Raw genomic sequence first — 17,546 nt, 5'->3', positions numbered from 1 at the left:
CCGCATCTAGTGCGCCACTTCGCTGAGATTCATCTGCCGTGCGGCCAACCATTGCTCCAGCATCGCCACCGGCAGCGGCCGGCTGTAATAGTAGCCTTGCAGGATGGCGCAGCCGGCGTTGGCGAGGAAAACGCTCTGCGCCGCGGTTTCCACCCCTTCGGCAATCACGGTGAACTTGAGCTTGCGCGCCATGGCGATGATGGCCTCGGTAATCGCCGCGCTGTCCTCGTCGCCGGGCAGGCCCTCGACAAAGGAGCGGTCGACCTTGAGATAGTCCAGCGGGTAACGCTTGAGCGTGGACAGCGACGAGTAGCCGGTACCGAAGTCGTCGATCGACAGCTTCACCCCCAAGGCCTTCAGCTCGCGCAGCAGCGATACCGCCTCCTGCGGATTGTGCATCAGCATGCTTTCGGTGATTTCCAGCTCCAGACGCGAGGCGGCCAACCCGGTGACCGCCAGCACGTCGTTGACCTCGTTCAGCAGGGTCTGCTGCTCGAACTGCCGCGCCGACAGGTTCACCGCCAGCCGCGGCACACACAGCCCCATCTTGTCCCACGCCACCATCTGGTGACAGGCCTCGCGCAGCACCCAGGCGCCGATTGGCTTGATCAGGCCGGTTTCCTCCGCCAGCGGGATAAAGCGCCCCGGCGGCACCAGCCCCAGATGCGGATGGCGCCAGCGTATCAATGCCTCCACCCCTTCCAGCCGGCCACCGTCGCACGACACCTGCGGCTGGTAGTGCAGTTCGAACTCCTGCCGCTCCAGCGCCTGGCGCAGACCGCTTTCCATCAGCAGCCGCTCGAAAGTCTGCGCGTTCATCTGCGCATCGAAGAACTGGTAGGTGTTCTTGCCGGCTTCCTTGGCACGGTACATCGCCGCATCGGCGTTCTTCAGCAGCGATGCCGCCTCCACGCCGTCGTTGGGATAGACGCTGATGCCGATACTGCCGCTGACAAACACCTCGTGCTCTTCGATGCGGATCGGCCGCGCCAGTGCGGCCAACACTTCCTCCGCCATGCGCCCCAGATTGCCGTGGTCGTCAAAATCGCGCACCACCAGCGTGAACTCGTCGCCCCCCAGCCGCGCTACCAGGCCGAAGCGTTCGGTGGACTGCGTCAGCCGCGCGGCGATTTCGTGCAGCACCTCGTCGCCGGCCTGATGGCCGAAGGAGTCGTTGATCAGCTTGAAGCGGTCGAGATCGATGAACATCAGCGCCAGTCGCGGCTCGATGTCCCCCGCCTCCAGAATGGCGGTATCGATAGCTTCGATCAGCGCGCTGCGGTTGGGCAGCCGGGTGAGCGGGTCGTGGCTGGCGAGGAACTGCAAGCGATCCTCGGCCTGCTTGCGGCCGGTAATGTCGGAGAACACGCCGACGTAGTGCGACAGCTGGCCGAACGGATCGCGCACCGCGCTGATCGACAGCTCGGCAATGTACGGGTCGCCATTCCTGCGGCGATCGAACAACTCGCCCTTCCAGTGGCCATCGCGCTCCAGCGCCTCCTGCAGCCCGCGGTTACGCTCGCGGTTGGCCACCCGCAACATGCGCGATACGCGGCCGATCGCCAGATCCTGGGTAAAACCGGTGATGCGGGTGAACGCCTGGTTCACCATCACGATGCGGCCTTCGCCATCGGTGACCAGAATGCCTTCGGTGGCATTGTCGAACACCGTGGCGGCCAGCCGCAGCTCGGCGTTGGCCGCAATGCGGTCGGAGATATCCATCATCACGCCGATGATGGCCTTGTCGCCGTTGTAATCGAACAGCCGGCTGTGCACCTCGACATCGACCGCACTGCCATCGCGATGACGGATGCGCGTGGTGTAGTGCATCACCTGGATGTTCTCGCGGATGCGGCGGCGGATCTGGGCGCGAATGCGCCCATCCTCGCCCGGCATCAGCATCTCTTCGATACTGCGGCCGCTGACTTCTTCCGGCTGGTAGCCGGCCATGGCGGCCAGCTTCGGGTTCACGTACAGCAGCTTCTCGTGCTGGGTGATGTAAATCCCCACCAGCGACTGCTCCACCACCGCGCGGTACTGGTCCATCGCCTCCTGCCGCTGGCGCTCTTCCTCGGCGCGCTGGCTGATGTCCACCGAGATACTGCCTACCCCTGCCGGCAGGCCGTCGCTGTCGAACAGCGGGAACACGCTGGACAGCATCAGGTAATGGCGACCGCCGACGGTGATCGACTGCTCGAACTGGCGCGACTCCAGGCTGCTCATCACCTGCTGGTCATGGCGGATGATCACCGCGGCCTCGTCCGGCGCGAACAACTCGCGCGCGCTGCGACCCTTGAAGAACTGCTGCGGTAGCCCCAGCAGGCGGGCAAAGTTCAGGTTCACCAGCAGATAGCGGCCATCCGGGTCTTTCAGCGTCATCAGGCTGGTGCTCTGGTTGAGCAGCGACTCGAAGCGCGCCTGCACGTCGTGCAGCAAGCGTTCGCGGCGGCGATAGCCTTCACCGAACACCGCCACCGCCAGTGCCAGCAGGCCGAACAGCAACAGCCCCAGCGTATTGCCGAGATCGGCGGCGACACCCCACACCAGACCGCCCAGCAACACAGGCAACGAGAAAATGAACAGATACAGCGTGCCGCTGCCGGCGACGCCGACCAAACCGGCGCGGATCGCGGCCAGAAACAGCAATGGCAGCAACACCAGCTGGCAAGTCGTGGCGCAATTGCCACGCCCGATCCACCACAGTACGCCGGCCAGCACCGCCTGCAGCGACAGCAGCCCCAGCAGTTCGCGCCGCGCCAGGGCGGCCGGAACACCGGCATACAGCAAGGGCACCAGCAAGGACAGTGACAACCACAGCAGCAGCAAGCCGCGCAAAGCCTCGGTCACCGTCAGCAGCGGCCACAGCAGGGCATTGACCAGCAGCGCCGGCAACAGCAGGCACAGCAACAGCTTGCCGAGTGCAGTCAGGGAATCAAGACGGAAATGGCTGGCCGGCAGCATGACATGCAGCCCCAGCAACATGACACCGAACGAGGCCGACCACAGCAGCGCCGGCTCCAGCGGCATGGTCAGCAGCGCCACGGCAGTTGCCGGCAGCCCCCACCACCACACTACCTGGAAGCGGCCGGCGGCAAAGCGCCATGCCATCGCGGCATGGGCAATGAAGGCGCCCGGCAATAGCGGATGCTGCCAGTCTCCCGGCCACAGCAGCATGCCACCGACAAAAATGATCATCGCGCTCAACGCGCTTGCAGTGGATTTGTCCACGTCTCCCCGCTTCAAGTAAAAACTACCCGTACCCCGGCAACCTGCGGCTGGGGGCAGTGATGGCAACGTCAGTAAATGCAGTACACGGGTAAGCGCCGGAAGCTGTATGTGTTGTGTCGGCTGTCTTGCGCAGCCTGGATCACGGCGCCGCACTATAATACCCGCCTCTTTGCGAATGTGTAGCGATATGCCCCCCCCTATGCCCGCCTGGCCGCCGGCCGCCCACAAGACCCGCCTTGCCATGCCGGCCAGCAGCGCCGACAGCGCCCTGCTTGCTGCATTGCCGCAATCCGGCCTGCCCCTGCTGGTACTGACCGCCAGCGCCCAGGACGCGCAGCGCCTGCAGGCTGAGTTGCCGTTCTTCCGTCCGGATTTGCGCATTGCACTATTACCGGATTGGGAGACGCTGCCATACGACCACTTTTCGCCTCATGGCGACCTGATTTCCGAGCGGCTGGCCACGCTGTGGCAAATCCGCAATGGCGAGTGCGACGTGGTGATCGCCGCGGTGTCGACGGTGCTGTCGCGGCTGGCCCCGGTCAGCTATCTGGTTGGCCGCACCTTCTGGCTGCAGCAGAAACAGCGGCTGGATGTGGACAAGCTGCGCGCCGACATGGTCACCGCCGGTTACCAGCACGTGTCGCAGGTGGTGGCGCCGGGCGAGTTCTCCATCCGCGGCGGGCTGGTGGACCTGTTCCCGATGGGCAGCACCCTGCCCTACCGCATCGACCTGTTCGACGACGAGATCGACAGCCTGCGAACTTTCGACCCGGATACCCAGCGCACGCTGTATCCGGTGCCGGAAATCCGCCTGCTGCCGGCGCGCGAATACCCCAGCGACGAAGACGGCATCACCGCCTTCCGCCAGCACTACCGCGAACGCATCGAGGGCGACCCGTCGAAAAGCCGCATTTACAAGGACGTGTCCGCCGGGCTGTGGCCGGCCGGTATCGAGTATTACCTGCCACTGTTCTTCAGCGACACCGCCAGCGTGTTCGACTACCTCGGCACCGCGGCCAACGTGGTACTGCACGGCGATGTGCTGGCCGAGGCGGAGAGCTTCTGGCGCGATGCACTGTCGCGCTACCAGATGGCACAGGGCGCGCCGGAGCGGCCGGTACTACCGCCGGCCGACCTGTTCCTGCGCCCGGACGAGCTGATGGCCGCTATCAAGCCGTATGCCCGCTTCGAGCTGGCCGCCGATGGCGACAATGCCGATTACCGCCGCCTGCCGGATCTGGGCGTCGATCGCCGCGCCGACAACCCGCTGACCAAGCTGGATGACTTCCTGCGCCGCTTCCCCGGCCGGGTGCTGATCGGCGCCGAAAGCCTGGGCCGCCGCGAAACCCTGCAGCAGTTCCTGCGCGACAACGGCATCCAGCCCACGGCGATGGACAGCTGGGCCGAGTTCCTCGCCAGCGACCACAAGCTGGCACTGGCGGCCACGCCGCTGTTCAGCGGCTTCGAACTGGCTGCGGCCAACCTTGCCATCGTCACCGAGGCCGAGCTGTACCAGCACGTGGCACGCAGCCATGCCAAGCGCCGCAAGGCTGCCAGCTCCGACGCCATGCTGCGCGACCTGGCCGAGGTGAAAATCGGCGACCCGGTAGTGCACGAGGCGCACGGCATCGGCCGCTACCTGGGGCTGGTGTCCATCGATCTGGGCGAAGGCGAAACCGAGATGATGCAGCTGGAGTACGCCGAAGGCGCCACGCTGTACGTACCGGTATCGCAGCTGCAGCTGATCAGCCGCTACGCCGGCAATGCCAGCGACACGGTACAGCTGCACCGGCTGGGCAGCCCGGCATGGGACAAGGCCAAGAAAAAGGCGGCCGAGAAGGCACGCGACACCGCCGCCGAACTGCTCAACCTGTATGCCCAGCGCGCCGCGCGCGAAGGCCATGCCTTTACCCTGAGCCATCACGACTACGACGCCTTTGCCGCCGGCTTCGGCTTCGAGGAAACCCCGGATCAGGCCGCCGCCATCGAGGCTGTGATCGGCGACATGACCAGCGGCAAGCCGATGGATCGGCTGGTATGCGGCGATGTCGGCTTCGGCAAGACCGAGGTGGCGCTGCGCGCCGCCTTCGTGGCGGTAATGGGCGGCAAGCAGGTGGCGGTGCTGGTGCCAACCACGCTGCTGGCCGAGCAGCACTTCCAGAATTTCTCCGACCGCTTTGCCGACTGGCCGGTGAAGATCGCCGAACTGTCGCGCTTCAAGAACGCCAAGGAAGTCAAAGCCGCCATGGCCGGCCTGGCCGATGGCAGCATCGACATCGTCATCGGCACCCACAAACTGGTGCAGCCGGATGTCGAGTTCAAGAACCTGGGGCTGGTGATCATCGACGAGGAGCACCGCTTTGGCGTGCGGCAGAAGGAGCAGCTTAAGCGGCTGCGCGCCAACGTCGATGTGCTGACGCTGACCGCGACGCCGATTCCGCGCACGCTGTCGATGGCGCTGGAAGGGCTGCGCGAATTCTCCGCCATCACCACCGCGCCATCGCGCCGGCTGGCGGTAAAAACCTTCGTCAGCCCGACCCGCAACGGCATCATCCGCGAGGCGATGCTGCGCGAGTTCAAGCGCGGCGGGCAGGTGTTCTTCCTGCATAACGAAGTGGACACCATCGAGAACATGCGCGAGAAGCTGGCCGAGCTGGTGCCGGAGGCACGCATCGGCGTGGCGCACGGCCAACTGCGCGAACGCGAGCTGGAACAGGTGATGCGCGACTTCCTGCAGGTACGCTACAACGTGCTGCTGTGCTCCACCATCATCGAGACCGGCATCGACATCCCCAACGCCAACACCATCCTGATCAACCGCGCCGACAAATTCGGTCTGGCGCAGCTGCACCAGCTGCGCGGCCGGGTTGGCCGCAGCCACCACCAGGCTTATGCCTACCTGCTGACGCCGGACGGCATGACCAAGGACGCGCAGAAGCGGCTGGAGGCGATCCAGGCCTCCGAAGAACTGGGCGCCGGCTTCTATCTGGCGATGCACGATCTGGAAATCCGCGGCGCCGGCGAAGTGCTGGGCGAAGGCCAGTCCGGCGAGATGCAGGAAGTCGGGTTCAGTCTGTTCACCGAGATGCTGAAGCAGGCGGTGCGCGACCTGAAAAAGGGCCGCGAGCCGGACCTGGACGCACCGCTGGGCGTCACCACCGAGATCAACCTGCACAGCCCGGCGCTGCTGCCGGACGACTACTGCCCCGGCGTGCACGAACGGCTGGTGATCTATAAGCGGCTGGCTACCTGCGACAGCGAGGAAGAAATCGACACCATCCACGAGGAGCTGATCGACCGCTTCGGCCTGCCGCCGCAAAGCGTGAAGACGCTGATCGAAAGCCACCGCCTGCGGCTGGCGGCCAAGGAAATGGGCATCCAGAAGCTGGACGCCAGCGAGGTGGCGATCCAGATCAGCTTCGTGAAGAACCCGCCGATCGACCCGGTGAAGATCATCATGCTGATCCAGAGCAAGCGGCACTACAAACTGGCCGGCCAGGACAAGTTGCGGGTGGAGCAGCCGCTGCCGGAAGTGGCACAGCGCATCGTCAAGGTGAAAGAGCTGCTGAAGGAACTGGCCTGATAAGCGACCGGCCCGGCACTTTACGCGCCGGTACCGGTCAGTATTTTCCACATCAAGCGCAGAGACATTTGCCATGCAGACACGCCAGGCCATCCGTGCGGTAGCCGCCTTCGAAGCCTTCAAGGGGCTGCTGGCGCTGGCCGGCGCCTCCGGCCTGCTCCTGTTGCTGCACAAGGACTTGCACGATCTGGCCATCCGCCTGGTCGAGCATGCCCACCTGAATCCGGCCGCCCACTATCCCAGCATCTTCATCACCGCCGCCCAGCAGCTCAATGGCAAGCTGCTGCTGATCGCGCTGGGCGCCGCCGCCTACTCCTCGCTGCGGTTTGCCGAAGCCTACGGCCTGTACCGCGAAGCGGCCTGGGCCGAGGTGCTGGCCGCCGCCAGCGGCGCCATTTATCTACCGTTCGAAGTGCTCGAACTGCTGCATCACCCCAACAGCATCAGCATTGGCTCCTTCGTGCTCAATCTGCTGGTGGTGGTGCTGATGTTGGCCGCACTGTGGCAACGCCGCCAGACGGCGCGGCCAACCGGTCATCACACCCGCTAACGGGACTCTCCACCGCGCCTTGCGCCGCCGCCGGGCCTATAACTAAGGTCTGGGCAACACGCTGCCCGTTACCAGCAGTAGTGCGGCGCAAGTCGCAGAATGGAGGACCCGATGAAACTGAAACTATCCCTGCTTATCCTGGGGAGCGTCGCGGCGTTGCTGGGCAGCGGCTGCACCTCGACAGGCGGCGGCTACATGACCACCAGCAAGGCGGCGCCGAATGCCACCGCCGGCAATATCGCCAGCCTGAAGCAGGAGATCGACGCCGGCTACGATGCCACGCTGCCACGCCTGTACCAGAATGCCCGCGGCTCCCGCGAGCTGGTGGCCAAGGCACGCGGCGTGCTGATTTTCCCCTCGGTACTGGCTGCCGGCCTGGTGGTTGGCGCCGAGTATGGCAAGGGTGCGCTGCGGGTTGGCGGCCAACCTGCCGGCTACTACCAGACGGTTAGCGGTTCGCTGGGCTGGCAACTGGGCGCCCAGTCCAAGGCCGTCATTTTCCTGTTCATGACCCAGGACGCGCTGGACCGCTTCCGTCGCGGCAACGGCTGGACCGCCGGCGTGGATGCCTCGGTGGCGCTGGTGAAAATCGGCGCGAATGGCGATGTCGATCTCAATACCGCGCAACAACCGGTAATCGGCTTCGTGATGACCAATGCCGGGCTGATGGCCAACCTGACGCTGGAAGGCACCAAGATCAGCAAGCTCGATATGTGACACCCGTTTTCCGGCGGCCCGCCATGACCGCCGGCACCGCTTGGCCACAGCATGCCGGCAGCAAGAGCAGGCTGCAGCAGCTACCATCAAGACATGAACAGCCCCGGGCGCCATGCCCGAACAAGAGGAGCCGCCATGTCCCGCCACCGCCTCAGCAACCTGCCCCGCCAGCATGATGATGATGATGATGATGACGAAGAAGTCATCCCGCGCTTTCGCCGTTACGAGGCCCAGGGCACGGTACGGCAGATTTCGTTCTACCTGTCAGGCGAAATCGGCGACCCGATCCACTACACCGATCTGCTGTATACCCTGCGCAGCGCCAACAATACCGATGTGATCTTTCTGCATCTGAACACGCCGGGCGGCAACTTCGATACCGGGCTGCAGATCATCAACAACATCGCCGCCAGCCCGGCACACGTGGTCACCATCCTGGAAGCCCGCGCCTATTCGATGGGCGCGCTGCTGTTCCTCGCCGGCGACGAACTGATCCTGCACGACACCTGCCAGCTGATGTTCCACAACTACTCGTCGGCATCAATCGGCAAGGGCAACGAACAGCAGGCGCAGGTACTGGCCAGCGGTAAGTGGTTCGACAAGGTGATGCGCCACGTCTGCAAGCCCTTCCTCGCCGACGAGGAACTGGAGCGCATCTTCAAGGGCGAGGATATCTGGATGGATAGCGACGAGATTCGCCGCCGCCTGCACCGCATCCAGAAGGGGCAGCCCAGCACGTTGGCACGCAAGAGCAAACCCAAGCCAAAACCCAAGATGGAACCGGGACTGGAGAAAAAAGACAGCAAGCCCGCCTGAGGGCCGCCAGCGGCGACAAGGTTGGCCGCCAGCTAGTCCGCCAGCCCCAGCTGCCGCCGCAATGCCGCCGGTAGCGGCACCGCATCGCGGCGCAGGCTTTGCAGCAGCAGCTGCCGGTCGCGCAACTCGCCCAGCTGCTGCTGGTCAGCACGGGCACGCTCGGCACGCCGTTGCCAGCGTTTAGCCAGCAGCCCTTGGCACACCTCCACCTGGTAGCGCAGCCGCTTGGCCAGCAAGCGCACTTTATGCACCCTACGGTCATTATCCGGCTGTTGCTGCCAGCGGCGCCTGGCCTCGCGGTAACGCTGGCGACTGTCTCGCAGCGCCCGCCGCACCTGCCGCCGCAGAACGACGGACTTGTTGCGCAGCGGCGGCAGGCATGCCTGTTCGATGGCCAGCAGCAGCGGCTCCAGTTCGCCCTGCTGGCGCGCCAGCTGCAACTTTCCGGCACCGATGGCAAAAGCCTCGTGCCGGCGCCAGGCAGCAAAGCGCTGGCTATCGGCCTGCTGCGCCAGCAACTGCAACTGCTGCAGGCGCACTTCGCGGTCGCGCCAGTCGTTGCTGGCACGGGTAAATGCGGCCAACTGCAACGACAAGGCGGGCAGCAGCTCGCCTTGCGGCAGCGCCTGCAACACCCGCAGCAGGCTGCGTAACTGTCGCAGGGCAATGCGCAAGGCGTGCAGCGCCTCCGGCACGGCGGTATCGGCCAGCTGTGGCAGCGCACTGCGGATTTGCTGCAGCAACAGCTGCAAACGGCGCCGAAGCAAGCGACGCGGTGACTTGCGTTTCATGACTCCTCCATGGCTGCGCCTGGCGACAGGCGTTGTACACCCCAAGTATTGCCGCATTTGGCCATTTTGCTGGCGCTGGCGTGCTATCGCCGAAGGCATGGCAGCCAGACGGACTACCCTGGCAGCAGCGGCAGCGGTGCCAAGTGACAAAAAAAACCGCAGCACAAGGCTGCGGTCCGGTGGCGATCAGCTACGGCGGCTGCGGCGGGCGCGTGGCGCCGCTGGCGGCGTTGGCTCCGGCTGTGGCGCGGGCTCAACCGCCGGTTTGGCCGGGCTGCGGCGACGGCTGGCGGGTTTGGCCGCCGGCAGCTCGGCGACGGGCGTTTCTGCGGCGGGAGTGCGCTTGGCCGGGCTACGGCGCGGCGGCTTGGCTGCAGGCGCCTCGGTAACCGGAGGCTGCTCCGGTGCGACTGCACTTGCTGCCGCCGGCTTGGCTACCGGTTTGGCCGCAACGTTGGCCGCAGCCTTGCTTGCCGGCTTGGTGGCAACCTTGCCGGCCGGTTGCGGCGCGGCCTTCGCCGCAGGCTGGCGGCGCTGGTCACGCCCCTTGCCTGCCGGCTTGTGTGCCGACTTGTCATCACGACCGTGGCGGCGCCCAGTGGTGGCAACATCGCCGCCCTGCGCGGCAGCATCGCGGCCAACCCCGACCAGCGCAAAGTCCACTTGCGCGCTATCCAGATCGGCACGCATCACCTTGATGGTGACAACATCCCCCAGCTGGTATTTCAGGCCGCTCTTCTCGCCGATGATGGCCTGCTGCTCCTTGTGGAAATGGAAGTAATCCTTGCCCAGTTCGGAGATGTGCACCATGCCTTCCACGTACAGGCCATCCAGCAGCACGAAGATACCGAAACCGGCCACCGCGCTGATCTTGCCGGTGAACACTTCGCCCACCTTGTCGCGCATGTAATAGGTCTTGAGCCAGGACTGCACATCGCGGCTGGCATCGTCGGCGCGGCGCTCGGCCATCGAGCAATGCATGCCCAGCTGTTCCCACTTGCCCGGCTTGTACTTCTTGTCCAGCAAAATGGCCTTGATAGTGCGATGCACCAGCAAGTCCGGATAGCGGCGGATCGGCGAAGTGAAATGGGTGTAGGCGTCGTAGGACAGACCGAAGTGGCCGAGGTTGGCCGGCTGGTACACCGCCTGCTGCATGGAGCGCAACAGCATGGTCTGGATCATCGGTGCATCCGGGCGCTCGCGTACGGCATCGGCCAGTGCGGCATAGTCCTTGGTGGTCGGCTTGTCGCCGCCGCCCAGCTGCAGGCCTTTCAGACGCAGGAAGGATTGCAGCTGCTCCAGCTTCTCCGGCGTCGGGCCTTCATGCACGCGGAACAGGCCCTTGTGCTCGTGCTTGAGGATGAATTCGGCGGCGCAAACGTTGGCCGCCAGCATGCATTCCTCGATCAGGCGGTGCGCGTCGTTGCGCACCACCGGCACGATCTGGCTGATCTTGCCATTGTCGTCGAATAGCATCTGCGTTTCGGTGGTATCGAAGTCCACCGCGCCGCGCTTCTTGCGCTGCTCCAGCAACTGCTGGAACAAGGCATACAGCGTTTCCAGCTGCGGCTTGAGCTTGTGTTCGCCATTTTCCGACAGCAGCTGCCACACTTGGGTGTAGGTGAAACGGTGCTGAGAGCGCATCACCGCCGGGTAGAACTGGTACTTTTTCACCTTGCCGCGCGCGGAAATCTGCATATCGCAGACCATGCACAAGCGATCGACATCCGGATTCAGCGAGCAGATGCCGTTGGACAGCTCCTCCGGCAACATCGGAATCACCCGGCGCGGGAAGTACACCGAGGTGCTGCGTTCGCGGGCATCAATATCCAGCGCATCGCCCGGACGCACATAGTGACTGACATCGGCAATCGCCACGATCAGGCGATAGCCCTTGCCGCTTTTCTCGGCATAGACCGCATCGTCGAAGTCGCGCGCGGTTTCGCCGTCGATGGTCACCAGCGGCAGATCGCGCAGATCGACACGATCCTTGATGTCGCGCTTGCCCACTTTCTGGCTGGTAGCCTTGGCTTGCGCCAGTGCATCGTCGGAGAACACGTGCGGCAGGTCGTGCTTGCGCAGCGCAATCTCGATTTCCATACCCGGATCGGCATAGTCGCCCAGCACTTCACTGACCTTGACGATGGCCTGACGATGCTCGTCCGGATAGTCGATGATGTCGACCATCACCACCTGGCCATCTTTGGCGCCGTCCTCGCCACCGGCTTCCACCAGCATCTCGTGATTGATGCGACGGTCTTCCGGCACCACAAACCATACCCCGCGCTCTTTGTAGATGCGGGCGATCAGGCGGGTGGTGTTGCGTTCGATAATTTCGGCAATACGGCCTTCCTGGCGGCCGCGGCGATCGACACCGGCCACGCGCACCATGACCCGGTCGCCATGCATCACTTTGCGCATCTCGCGCTCGGGCAGGAAGATATCGTCGCCATCGGCGGCCTCGCGCATCGCGAAGCCGAAGCCGTCACGGTGACCGCTGACGCGGCAGGGAATCAGGTCCAGTTTCTGCGCAACGCAGATATCGCCCTTGCGGTTGATGAGAATCTGGCCGGCACGCTCCATGGCGCGCAGGCGGCGCTCGAACAGGTCGAGCTCATTGTCGTAAATAGGGAAAACTGCGGCCAACTCTTCGGCATGCATCGGCACGCCATTTTTTTCGAGAACCTCGAGCACAAACTCGCGGCTAGGTAAGGGATTGTCGTACTTGGCTTTTTCGCGGGCAAGATGCGGATCTTGCAGGCGCAAAGGGGTATTTTTACTGTTTCTTCGCTTGGTAGCCATTGACACACTCAAAAAGTTCTTTATAATGCGTGCTTCTTCGATGTGCTGCAGCGAAAAAGCAACGCATCGATGATACAGCAAAGCAAAGCCCAGGTGGCGGAATTGGTAGACGCACTAGGTTCAGGTCCTAGCGGTGGCAACACTGTGGAAGTTCGAGTCTTCTCCTGGGCACCACTACTTTGCTAGCTGTAACAATCCGGAAGGCCCAGGTGGCGGAATTGGTAGACGCACTAGGTTCAGGTCCTAGCGGTGGCAACACTGTGGAAGTTCGAGTCTTCTCCTGGGCACCAGCACTACGCTGATGCCCTCCGGATAAAAATTTGCGATGTGCCCAGGTGGCGGAATTGGTAGACGCACTAGGTTCAGGTCCTAGCGGTGGCAACACTGTGGAAGTTCGAGTCTTCTCCTGGGCACCAACAAGTTTCTTGTTGTTGGTGTCCTCACATCAGCAATACACAATCAGGTTTTAGCCCAGGTGGCGGAATTGGTAGACGCACTAGGTTCAGGTCCTAGCGGTGGCAACACTGTGGAAGTTCGAGTCTTCTCCTGGGCACCAGCATAAAAAGCTGCAGACATTGTCTGCAGCTTTTTTGCATTTCAACAGCAAAAACAAAGCACCCCGCACTGGCGGGGCGCAAGCGGATTAGCTGACACTCGGCATGCTACGTGGGAATTTCGGGCTGAAGTGACCACCAGCCGGCCGCACCGACTCGGCATCTTCTGGCACCCCACCGCTATCGATACTCAGCCAGCGCTTGGCCATCAAACTACCCGTTACCACCGCTTTCTCGGCATCCTTGCAAGACAGACACACCGGCACCCCCTTGCGCTCACGAATCGCCCGATCCACCCGCGCACCATGCAATACCCGCCCCTTTTCCTGCTGCCAGGAAAGCAGGGTATTGGCCAGATAGCGATAAGAAGGGTCTTTCATGCCATAGACATCACGATACGCCGTCAGCCACAGTTCGCCTGCCTCATCTTCATTGAGCACCAATGGCTGATAGGCAATGGTTACCAACGCCCCGACATTCACCCAGTCCGCCAGCGCCAGCGCATTCTCGTTGCGCAGACGCACACAGCCATGACTGCGCACCCCGGGCACACTCGCTGGCTGATTGGTGCCGTGAAAGCCCAGGCCCAGCCGCGGCTCGCCAAAGCGGATAAACACCTTGCCAAGCGGATTATCCGGCCCCGGCGGAATTTCGGTCTGCAGCGGCTTGCCCTGTTTCACCATCTCGTCCTGGATTGACTTGGGAATATGCCAGGTCGGGTCGCGGTAAATGCCGGTAATACTGTAATTGCCGGTAGGCGTCTGGGTCAGCTGCTTGCCTACCGCTATCGGATAGGTTCTGAGCAGCAAGCCGTCCTGGTACAGATAGACACGGGTTTGTGGCAGGTTAACCACCAGATGCTGCCCCTGATCGGCAATCGCCACATCCGGCTCCGGATCGACCGCCAGCGCCGGCGCAGCATAGCCCGCCAGCAGCCCGCAGAGCAGCCCGACACGCCACAGGGATGGAATAGATAACAAGATTTGCATGGCCGTGATGGTAGCAGATGACCCCTCGTTTGTTGCATTGCGATCGACAGCCGCCGGCACCGTGCGTTTTGCGGTGGTTTCTGCGACAATCATCGTCTTTGCCCTAGCATTTTGACTTACAAAACAATGACTCAACAGCAGCTTGCCCATATCGAATCACTGGACCACGAAGGCCGCGGGGTTGCCCACGTAGACGGCAAAACCCTGTTCATCGAAGGGGCCCTGCCCTACGAAACCGTGAGCTATAGCAGCTTCCGCAAAAAGCCCAGCTACGAAAACGCTGTTGCCGTCGATATTATCAAGGAAAGTTATATGCGCGCCGAACCGGCCTGCCCGCACTTCGGTGTGTGCGGCGGCTGTTCGATGCAGCATGTCGAGTTCAGTGCCCAGGTCGCCATCAAGCAGCGCGTACTGGAAGACAACCTCACCCGGCTGGGCAAGGTAAAACCGCAAGTGGTCATGACCCCGATTGCAGGCCCGACCTGGGGCTATCGCCATCGCGCCCGCCTGTCCGCCCGCCTGGTGGAGAAGAAAGGCGGCGTGCTGGTCGGCTTCCACGAAAAGCGCTCCAGCTTCATTGCCGACATGCGCGAATGCCGCGTACTGCCCAAGCACATCTCGGATCTGATCGTGCCGCTGCGCGAAATGATCATCAAGCTGTCGATCAACAATCGCATGCCGCAGGTAGAAGTAGCGGTAGGTGCCGAAGTCGACATCCTGGTATTCCGCAATATGGAAGCCATTACTGATGCTGACTTCGACATTCTGAAGAAGTTCTCCGATCAATACTCGCAACCCAAGCGCCCGCTGCAGATCTGGCTGCAGCCCAAAGGACCGGATACCTGCTACCCGATCTACCCGCTGGACGCGCCCAAGCTGACCTACCGCCTGCGCGATTTCAGCGTGGAAATGCCGTACTACCCCACCGAATTCACCCAGGTGAACCCGGAAATCAACAACGTGATGGTCAGCCGCGCACTGCGCCTGCTGGAACCCAAGGCCGGCGAACGCATTGCCGACATGTTCTGCGGTATCGGCAACTTCACCCTGCCGATCGCGCGTAGCGGTGCCGACGTACACGGCATGGAAGGCAGCGAGGCACTGGTGAAGCGCGCGGTGGAAAACGCCACCCACAACCAGCTGCAGCACAAGGTGAGCTACGAGATGGCCAACCTGTTCGAGGTGACCGAGGAATCGTTCGCCGCGCTGGGCAAGTTCGACAAGATGCTGATCGACCCGCCACGCGACGGCGCCATCCAGCTGGTAAAAGCCATTACCGAGGAAACCGCGCCGCAGCGCATCGTGTACGTGTCCTGTAACCCGTCCACCCTGGCACGCGACGCTGGCGTACTGGTACATACCAAGGGCTACACGTTGAAATCCGCCGGCATCGTTAACATGTTCCCGCACACCGCGCACGTCGAGTCCGTCGCCTGGTTCGAAAAGACCGGCCCGTGCAAGACCCGCGCCGAACTGGAAGCGATGGAAGCCGAGGAAGAAGCGCAGCGCGCCGCCGCCCGTGAAATCGCCATCGCTGCCCGTCTGGAGCGCGAAGCCACGCTGGCCGAGCAGCAGGCCGCGGAAAAGGCCGAAAGGTTGGCCGCCAAGGCCGCCCGCACTGCCGAGTTCCACGCCCGCACCCAGGCCAACGCCGACAAACGTGCCGCTTATGAAGCACGCCAGGCCGAAGGCGGCAACAGCGAGGCGCAGGGCGAGTAAGCACCGCCCACTCGACGGCAGGAAACTTCAACAACCGGCAACGCCCATCGCGTTGCCGGTTTTTTCTTGACGATGCGACAACACAGCCTCACCCGCCCTTACAGCAGGCAAACAAAAACCCCGGCACGCACCGGGGTTGTGTGATGCCAGCAGGCCGTATCAGGCGCGCAGGCGGTGCAACACTTCATCCTTGCCGATCAGTGCCAGCACCGCATCCACCGACGGTGTCTGGGTGGTACCGCATACCAGCACGCGCAGCGGCATGCCCAGCTGGCCCATCTTGATGCCTTCCTCGGCGCAGAATGGCTTGAACAGTTCGTGGATGCTCTCGGCAGTCCAGCTGTCCAGTGCGGCCAGCTTGTCGGCAAAACGCAGCATGCGTTCGCGGCTGTCACCGGACAGGTGCTTTTCCACGTCGGCGGCCTGCGGCTCGCGCTTGGCGTAGAAGTAGTCCACTTCCTGTGCCAGTGCGTTCAGGTCCTGGATGCGCTCCTTCACCAGCGCCACCACGTCGGCCAGGGCGGGGCCGTGGCTGGTATCCACGTTGGCCGCAGCCAGGCGGTCGGCAATCAGCCCGGCCAGGCGCTGGTTGTCGGCGGCCTTGATGTGCTGCGCGTTCAGCCACATGAATTTTTCGTGGTTGAAGCGGCTGGCGGACGGGCTTACCGCCTCCAGGCTGAACCATTCCACGAACTGCTCCATGTTGAAGAATTCCTCGTCGCCGTGGCCCCAGCCCAGGCGTGCCAGGTAGTTCAGCAGCGCTTCCGGCAGGATGCCTTTGGCGGCGTAATCGACCACACTCACCGCGTCGCGGCGCTTGGACATCTTGTTGCCGTTCTCGTTGAGAATCATCGGCAGGTGCGCGTACACCGGCAGCGGGGCATCCAGCGCCTTAAGGATGTTGATCTGGCGCGGGGTGTTGTTCACGTGGTCGTCACCGCGGATCACGTGGGTGATGTTCATGTCCCAGTCGTCCACCACCACGCAGAAGTTGTAGGTGGGGCTGCCGTCCGGGCGGGCGATGATCAGGTCGTCCAGCTCGTCGTTGCTGATCTCGATGCGGCCTTTTACCGCGTCCTCCCACACCACCGAACCGCCGATCGGGTTCTTGAAGCGCACCACCGGCTGTACGTCGGCCGGAATCGCCGGCAGGGTCTTACCGGCTTCCGGACGCCACACGCGGTTGTAGCGCGGCTTCTCGCCGTTGGCTTCCTGCTGTGCGCGCAGTGCATCCAGCTCTTCCTTGCTCATGTAGCAGTGGTAGGCGTGGCCGCTGGCCAGCAGCTGCTGAATCACGTCCTTGTAACGGTCAAAGCGCTGGGTCTGGTAGAACGGGCCTTCGTCGTAGTCCAGGCCTACCCAGTGCATGCCATCCAGAATCGCTTTTACCGACTCCGGAGTGGAGCGCTCCAGATCGGTGTCTTCGATGCGCAGCACGAAGGTGCCGGCATTCTTGCGGGCGAACGCCCAGGAAAACAGCGCGGTGCGCACGCCACCGATGTGCAGGAAACCGGTGGGGCTGGGGGCAAAACGGGTGCGGATCATGGTCTACGCCTGAACTGTGAAGATCGGTAAAGGCGGCTATTGTACGTTGCCGGCCAAAGCGCGGGCAAACCATGCTGCAAAGCAAGTTGGCCGCATGCCCTGCGGCAATGCGGCCAACGGTGGCTATGGCGGGATCAGGCGTTCAGGCCGGCCGGCAGGGCAGGGTTGGCGGGCAGGGGGGGCAGCCGCAGCCACCAAGCGGGGGGAGGCCGCGGCCGTGGCCAGGCGGGGGGGTCTTATAAACAACTGGCG

At 63.3% G+C, this 17,546-nt stretch carries 10 protein-coding genes and 4 tRNA genes; 9 read left to right on the top strand and 5 right to left on the bottom strand.

Features of this window, described 5'->3' with window-relative positions:
• Window positions 1-6 precede the first annotated feature (6 nt).
• Window positions 7-3,228 carry a sensor domain-containing protein gene (locus HU218_RS15010; RefSeq protein WP_246211248.1) on the bottom strand — a complete coding sequence of 1,074 codons (3,222 nt, stop codon included), beginning with the start codon at window positions 3,226-3,228 and terminating at the stop codon, window positions 7-9.
• A gap of 187 nt (window positions 3,229-3,415) precedes the next feature.
• Here HU218_RS15010 and mfd point away from each other — a divergent pair, with 187 nt between their 5' ends.
• The 4 genes from mfd (at window position 3,416) to HU218_RS14990 (ending at window position 8,894) form a co-directional block, all read left to right on the top strand.
• Window positions 3,416-6,811 (top strand): transcription-repair coupling factor, encoded by a 3,396-nt coding sequence (gene mfd / locus HU218_RS15005; RefSeq protein ID WP_174875751.1) that lies wholly within the window; start codon window positions 3,416-3,418, stop codon window positions 6,809-6,811.
• Window positions 6,812-6,884: 73 nt separating this feature from the next.
• A complete protein-coding gene (locus tag HU218_RS15000) occupies window positions 6,885-7,361 on the top strand; it encodes a DUF2127 domain-containing protein (RefSeq protein ID WP_174875750.1) in 477 nt (158 codons plus the stop codon).
• Between the two features lie 111 nt (window positions 7,362-7,472).
• The gene (locus HU218_RS14995) at window positions 7,473-8,078 is read left to right on the top strand and encodes a BPSL1445 family SYLF domain-containing lipoprotein (protein ID WP_217450843.1); all 606 of its coding nucleotides are present in this window, start codon (window positions 7,473-7,475) and stop codon (window positions 8,076-8,078) included.
• A gap of 135 nt (window positions 8,079-8,213) precedes the next feature.
• The gene (locus tag HU218_RS14990; RefSeq protein WP_174875749.1) at window positions 8,214-8,894 is read left to right on the top strand and encodes a Clp protease ClpP; all 681 of its coding nucleotides are present in this window, start codon (window positions 8,214-8,216) and stop codon (window positions 8,892-8,894) included.
• 32 nt (window positions 8,895-8,926) lie between these two features.
• Here HU218_RS14990 and HU218_RS14985 read toward each other — a convergent pair whose 3' ends face one another.
• Window positions 8,927-9,685: a CHAD domain-containing protein gene (locus HU218_RS14985; RefSeq protein WP_174875748.1), complete on the bottom strand. Its 759-nt coding sequence runs from the start codon at window positions 9,683-9,685 to the stop codon at window positions 8,927-8,929.
• Window positions 9,686-9,871: 186 nt separating this feature from the next.
• On the bottom strand, window positions 9,872-12,487 hold the full coding sequence (rnr, locus tag HU218_RS14980; RefSeq protein WP_174875747.1) for a ribonuclease R: 2,616 nt from the start codon (window positions 12,485-12,487) through the stop codon (window positions 9,872-9,874).
• Window positions 12,488-12,574: 87 nt separating this feature from the next.
• On the opposite strand from rnr, the gene HU218_RS14975 reads away from it, so the two are divergent.
• The 4 genes from HU218_RS14975 to HU218_RS14960 all read left to right on the top strand — a co-directional run bounded on the left by HU218_RS14975 (window position 12,575) and on the right by HU218_RS14960 (window position 13,043).
• Window positions 12,575-12,661: transfer RNA gene (locus tag HU218_RS14975), tRNA-Leu, on the top strand.
• 29 nt (window positions 12,662-12,690) lie between these two features.
• A tRNA-Leu gene (locus HU218_RS14970) sits at window positions 12,691-12,777 on the top strand.
• Between the two features lie 39 nt (window positions 12,778-12,816).
• Window positions 12,817-12,903, top strand: a tRNA-Leu gene (locus tag HU218_RS14965).
• A gap of 53 nt (window positions 12,904-12,956) precedes the next feature.
• Window positions 12,957-13,043, top strand: a tRNA-Leu gene (locus HU218_RS14960).
• 87 nt (window positions 13,044-13,130) lie between these two features.
• Here the strand turns inward: HU218_RS14960 and HU218_RS14955 are convergent.
• Complete coding sequence (locus tag HU218_RS14955) at window positions 13,131-14,030, bottom strand: L,D-transpeptidase (RefSeq protein ID WP_174875746.1); 900 nt, start codon at window positions 14,028-14,030, stop codon at window positions 13,131-13,133.
• Window positions 14,031-14,156: 126 nt separating this feature from the next.
• Between HU218_RS14955 and rlmD the strand changes: the two genes are divergently transcribed.
• Window positions 14,157-15,749, top strand: coding sequence for a 23S rRNA (uracil(1939)-C(5))-methyltransferase RlmD (rlmD, locus tag HU218_RS14950; RefSeq protein ID WP_174875745.1), 1,593 nt, complete (start codon window positions 14,157-14,159; stop codon window positions 15,747-15,749).
• A gap of 159 nt (window positions 15,750-15,908) precedes the next feature.
• Here rlmD and gltX read toward each other — a convergent pair whose 3' ends face one another.
• A complete protein-coding gene (gltX, locus tag HU218_RS14945) occupies window positions 15,909-17,294 on the bottom strand; it encodes a glutamate--tRNA ligase (protein ID WP_174875744.1) in 1,386 nt (461 codons plus the stop codon).
• Window positions 17,295-17,546: the final 252 nt, after the last annotated feature.

Origin of the sequence: Vogesella oryzae, assembly GCF_902829295.1 — a bacterium.
Classification (GTDB): Bacteria; Pseudomonadota; Gammaproteobacteria; order Burkholderiales; family Chromobacteriaceae; genus Vogesella; species Vogesella oryzae.
This window is presented reverse-complemented; position numbering and strand designations above follow the sequence as displayed.

Coding starts and splice junctions, on each gene's coding strand:
- HU218_RS14955 (WP_174875746.1), bottom strand. CDS start 14,030: ATGCAAATCTTGTTATCTATTCCATCCCTGTGGCGTGTCGGGCTGCTC.
- rlmD (WP_174875745.1), top strand. CDS start 14,157: ATGACTCAACAGCAGCTTGCCCATATCGAATCACTGGACCACGAAGGC.
- HU218_RS15000 (WP_174875750.1), top strand. CDS start 6,885: ATGCAGACACGCCAGGCCATCCGTGCGGTAGCCGCCTTCGAAGCCTTC.
- HU218_RS14990 (WP_174875749.1), top strand. CDS start 8,214: ATGTCCCGCCACCGCCTCAGCAACCTGCCCCGCCAGCATGATGATGAT.
- rnr (WP_174875747.1), bottom strand. CDS start 12,487: ATGGCTACCAAGCGAAGAAACAGTAAAAATACCCCTTTGCGCCTGCAA.
- HU218_RS14995 (WP_217450843.1), top strand. CDS start 7,473: ATGAAACTGAAACTATCCCTGCTTATCCTGGGGAGCGTCGCGGCGTTG.
- mfd (WP_174875751.1), top strand. CDS start 3,416: ATGCCCCCCCCTATGCCCGCCTGGCCGCCGGCCGCCCACAAGACCCGC.
- HU218_RS14985 (WP_174875748.1), bottom strand. CDS start 9,685: ATGAAACGCAAGTCACCGCGTCGCTTGCTTCGGCGCCGTTTGCAGCTG.
- gltX (WP_174875744.1), bottom strand. CDS start 17,294: ATGATCCGCACCCGTTTTGCCCCCAGCCCCACCGGTTTCCTGCACATC.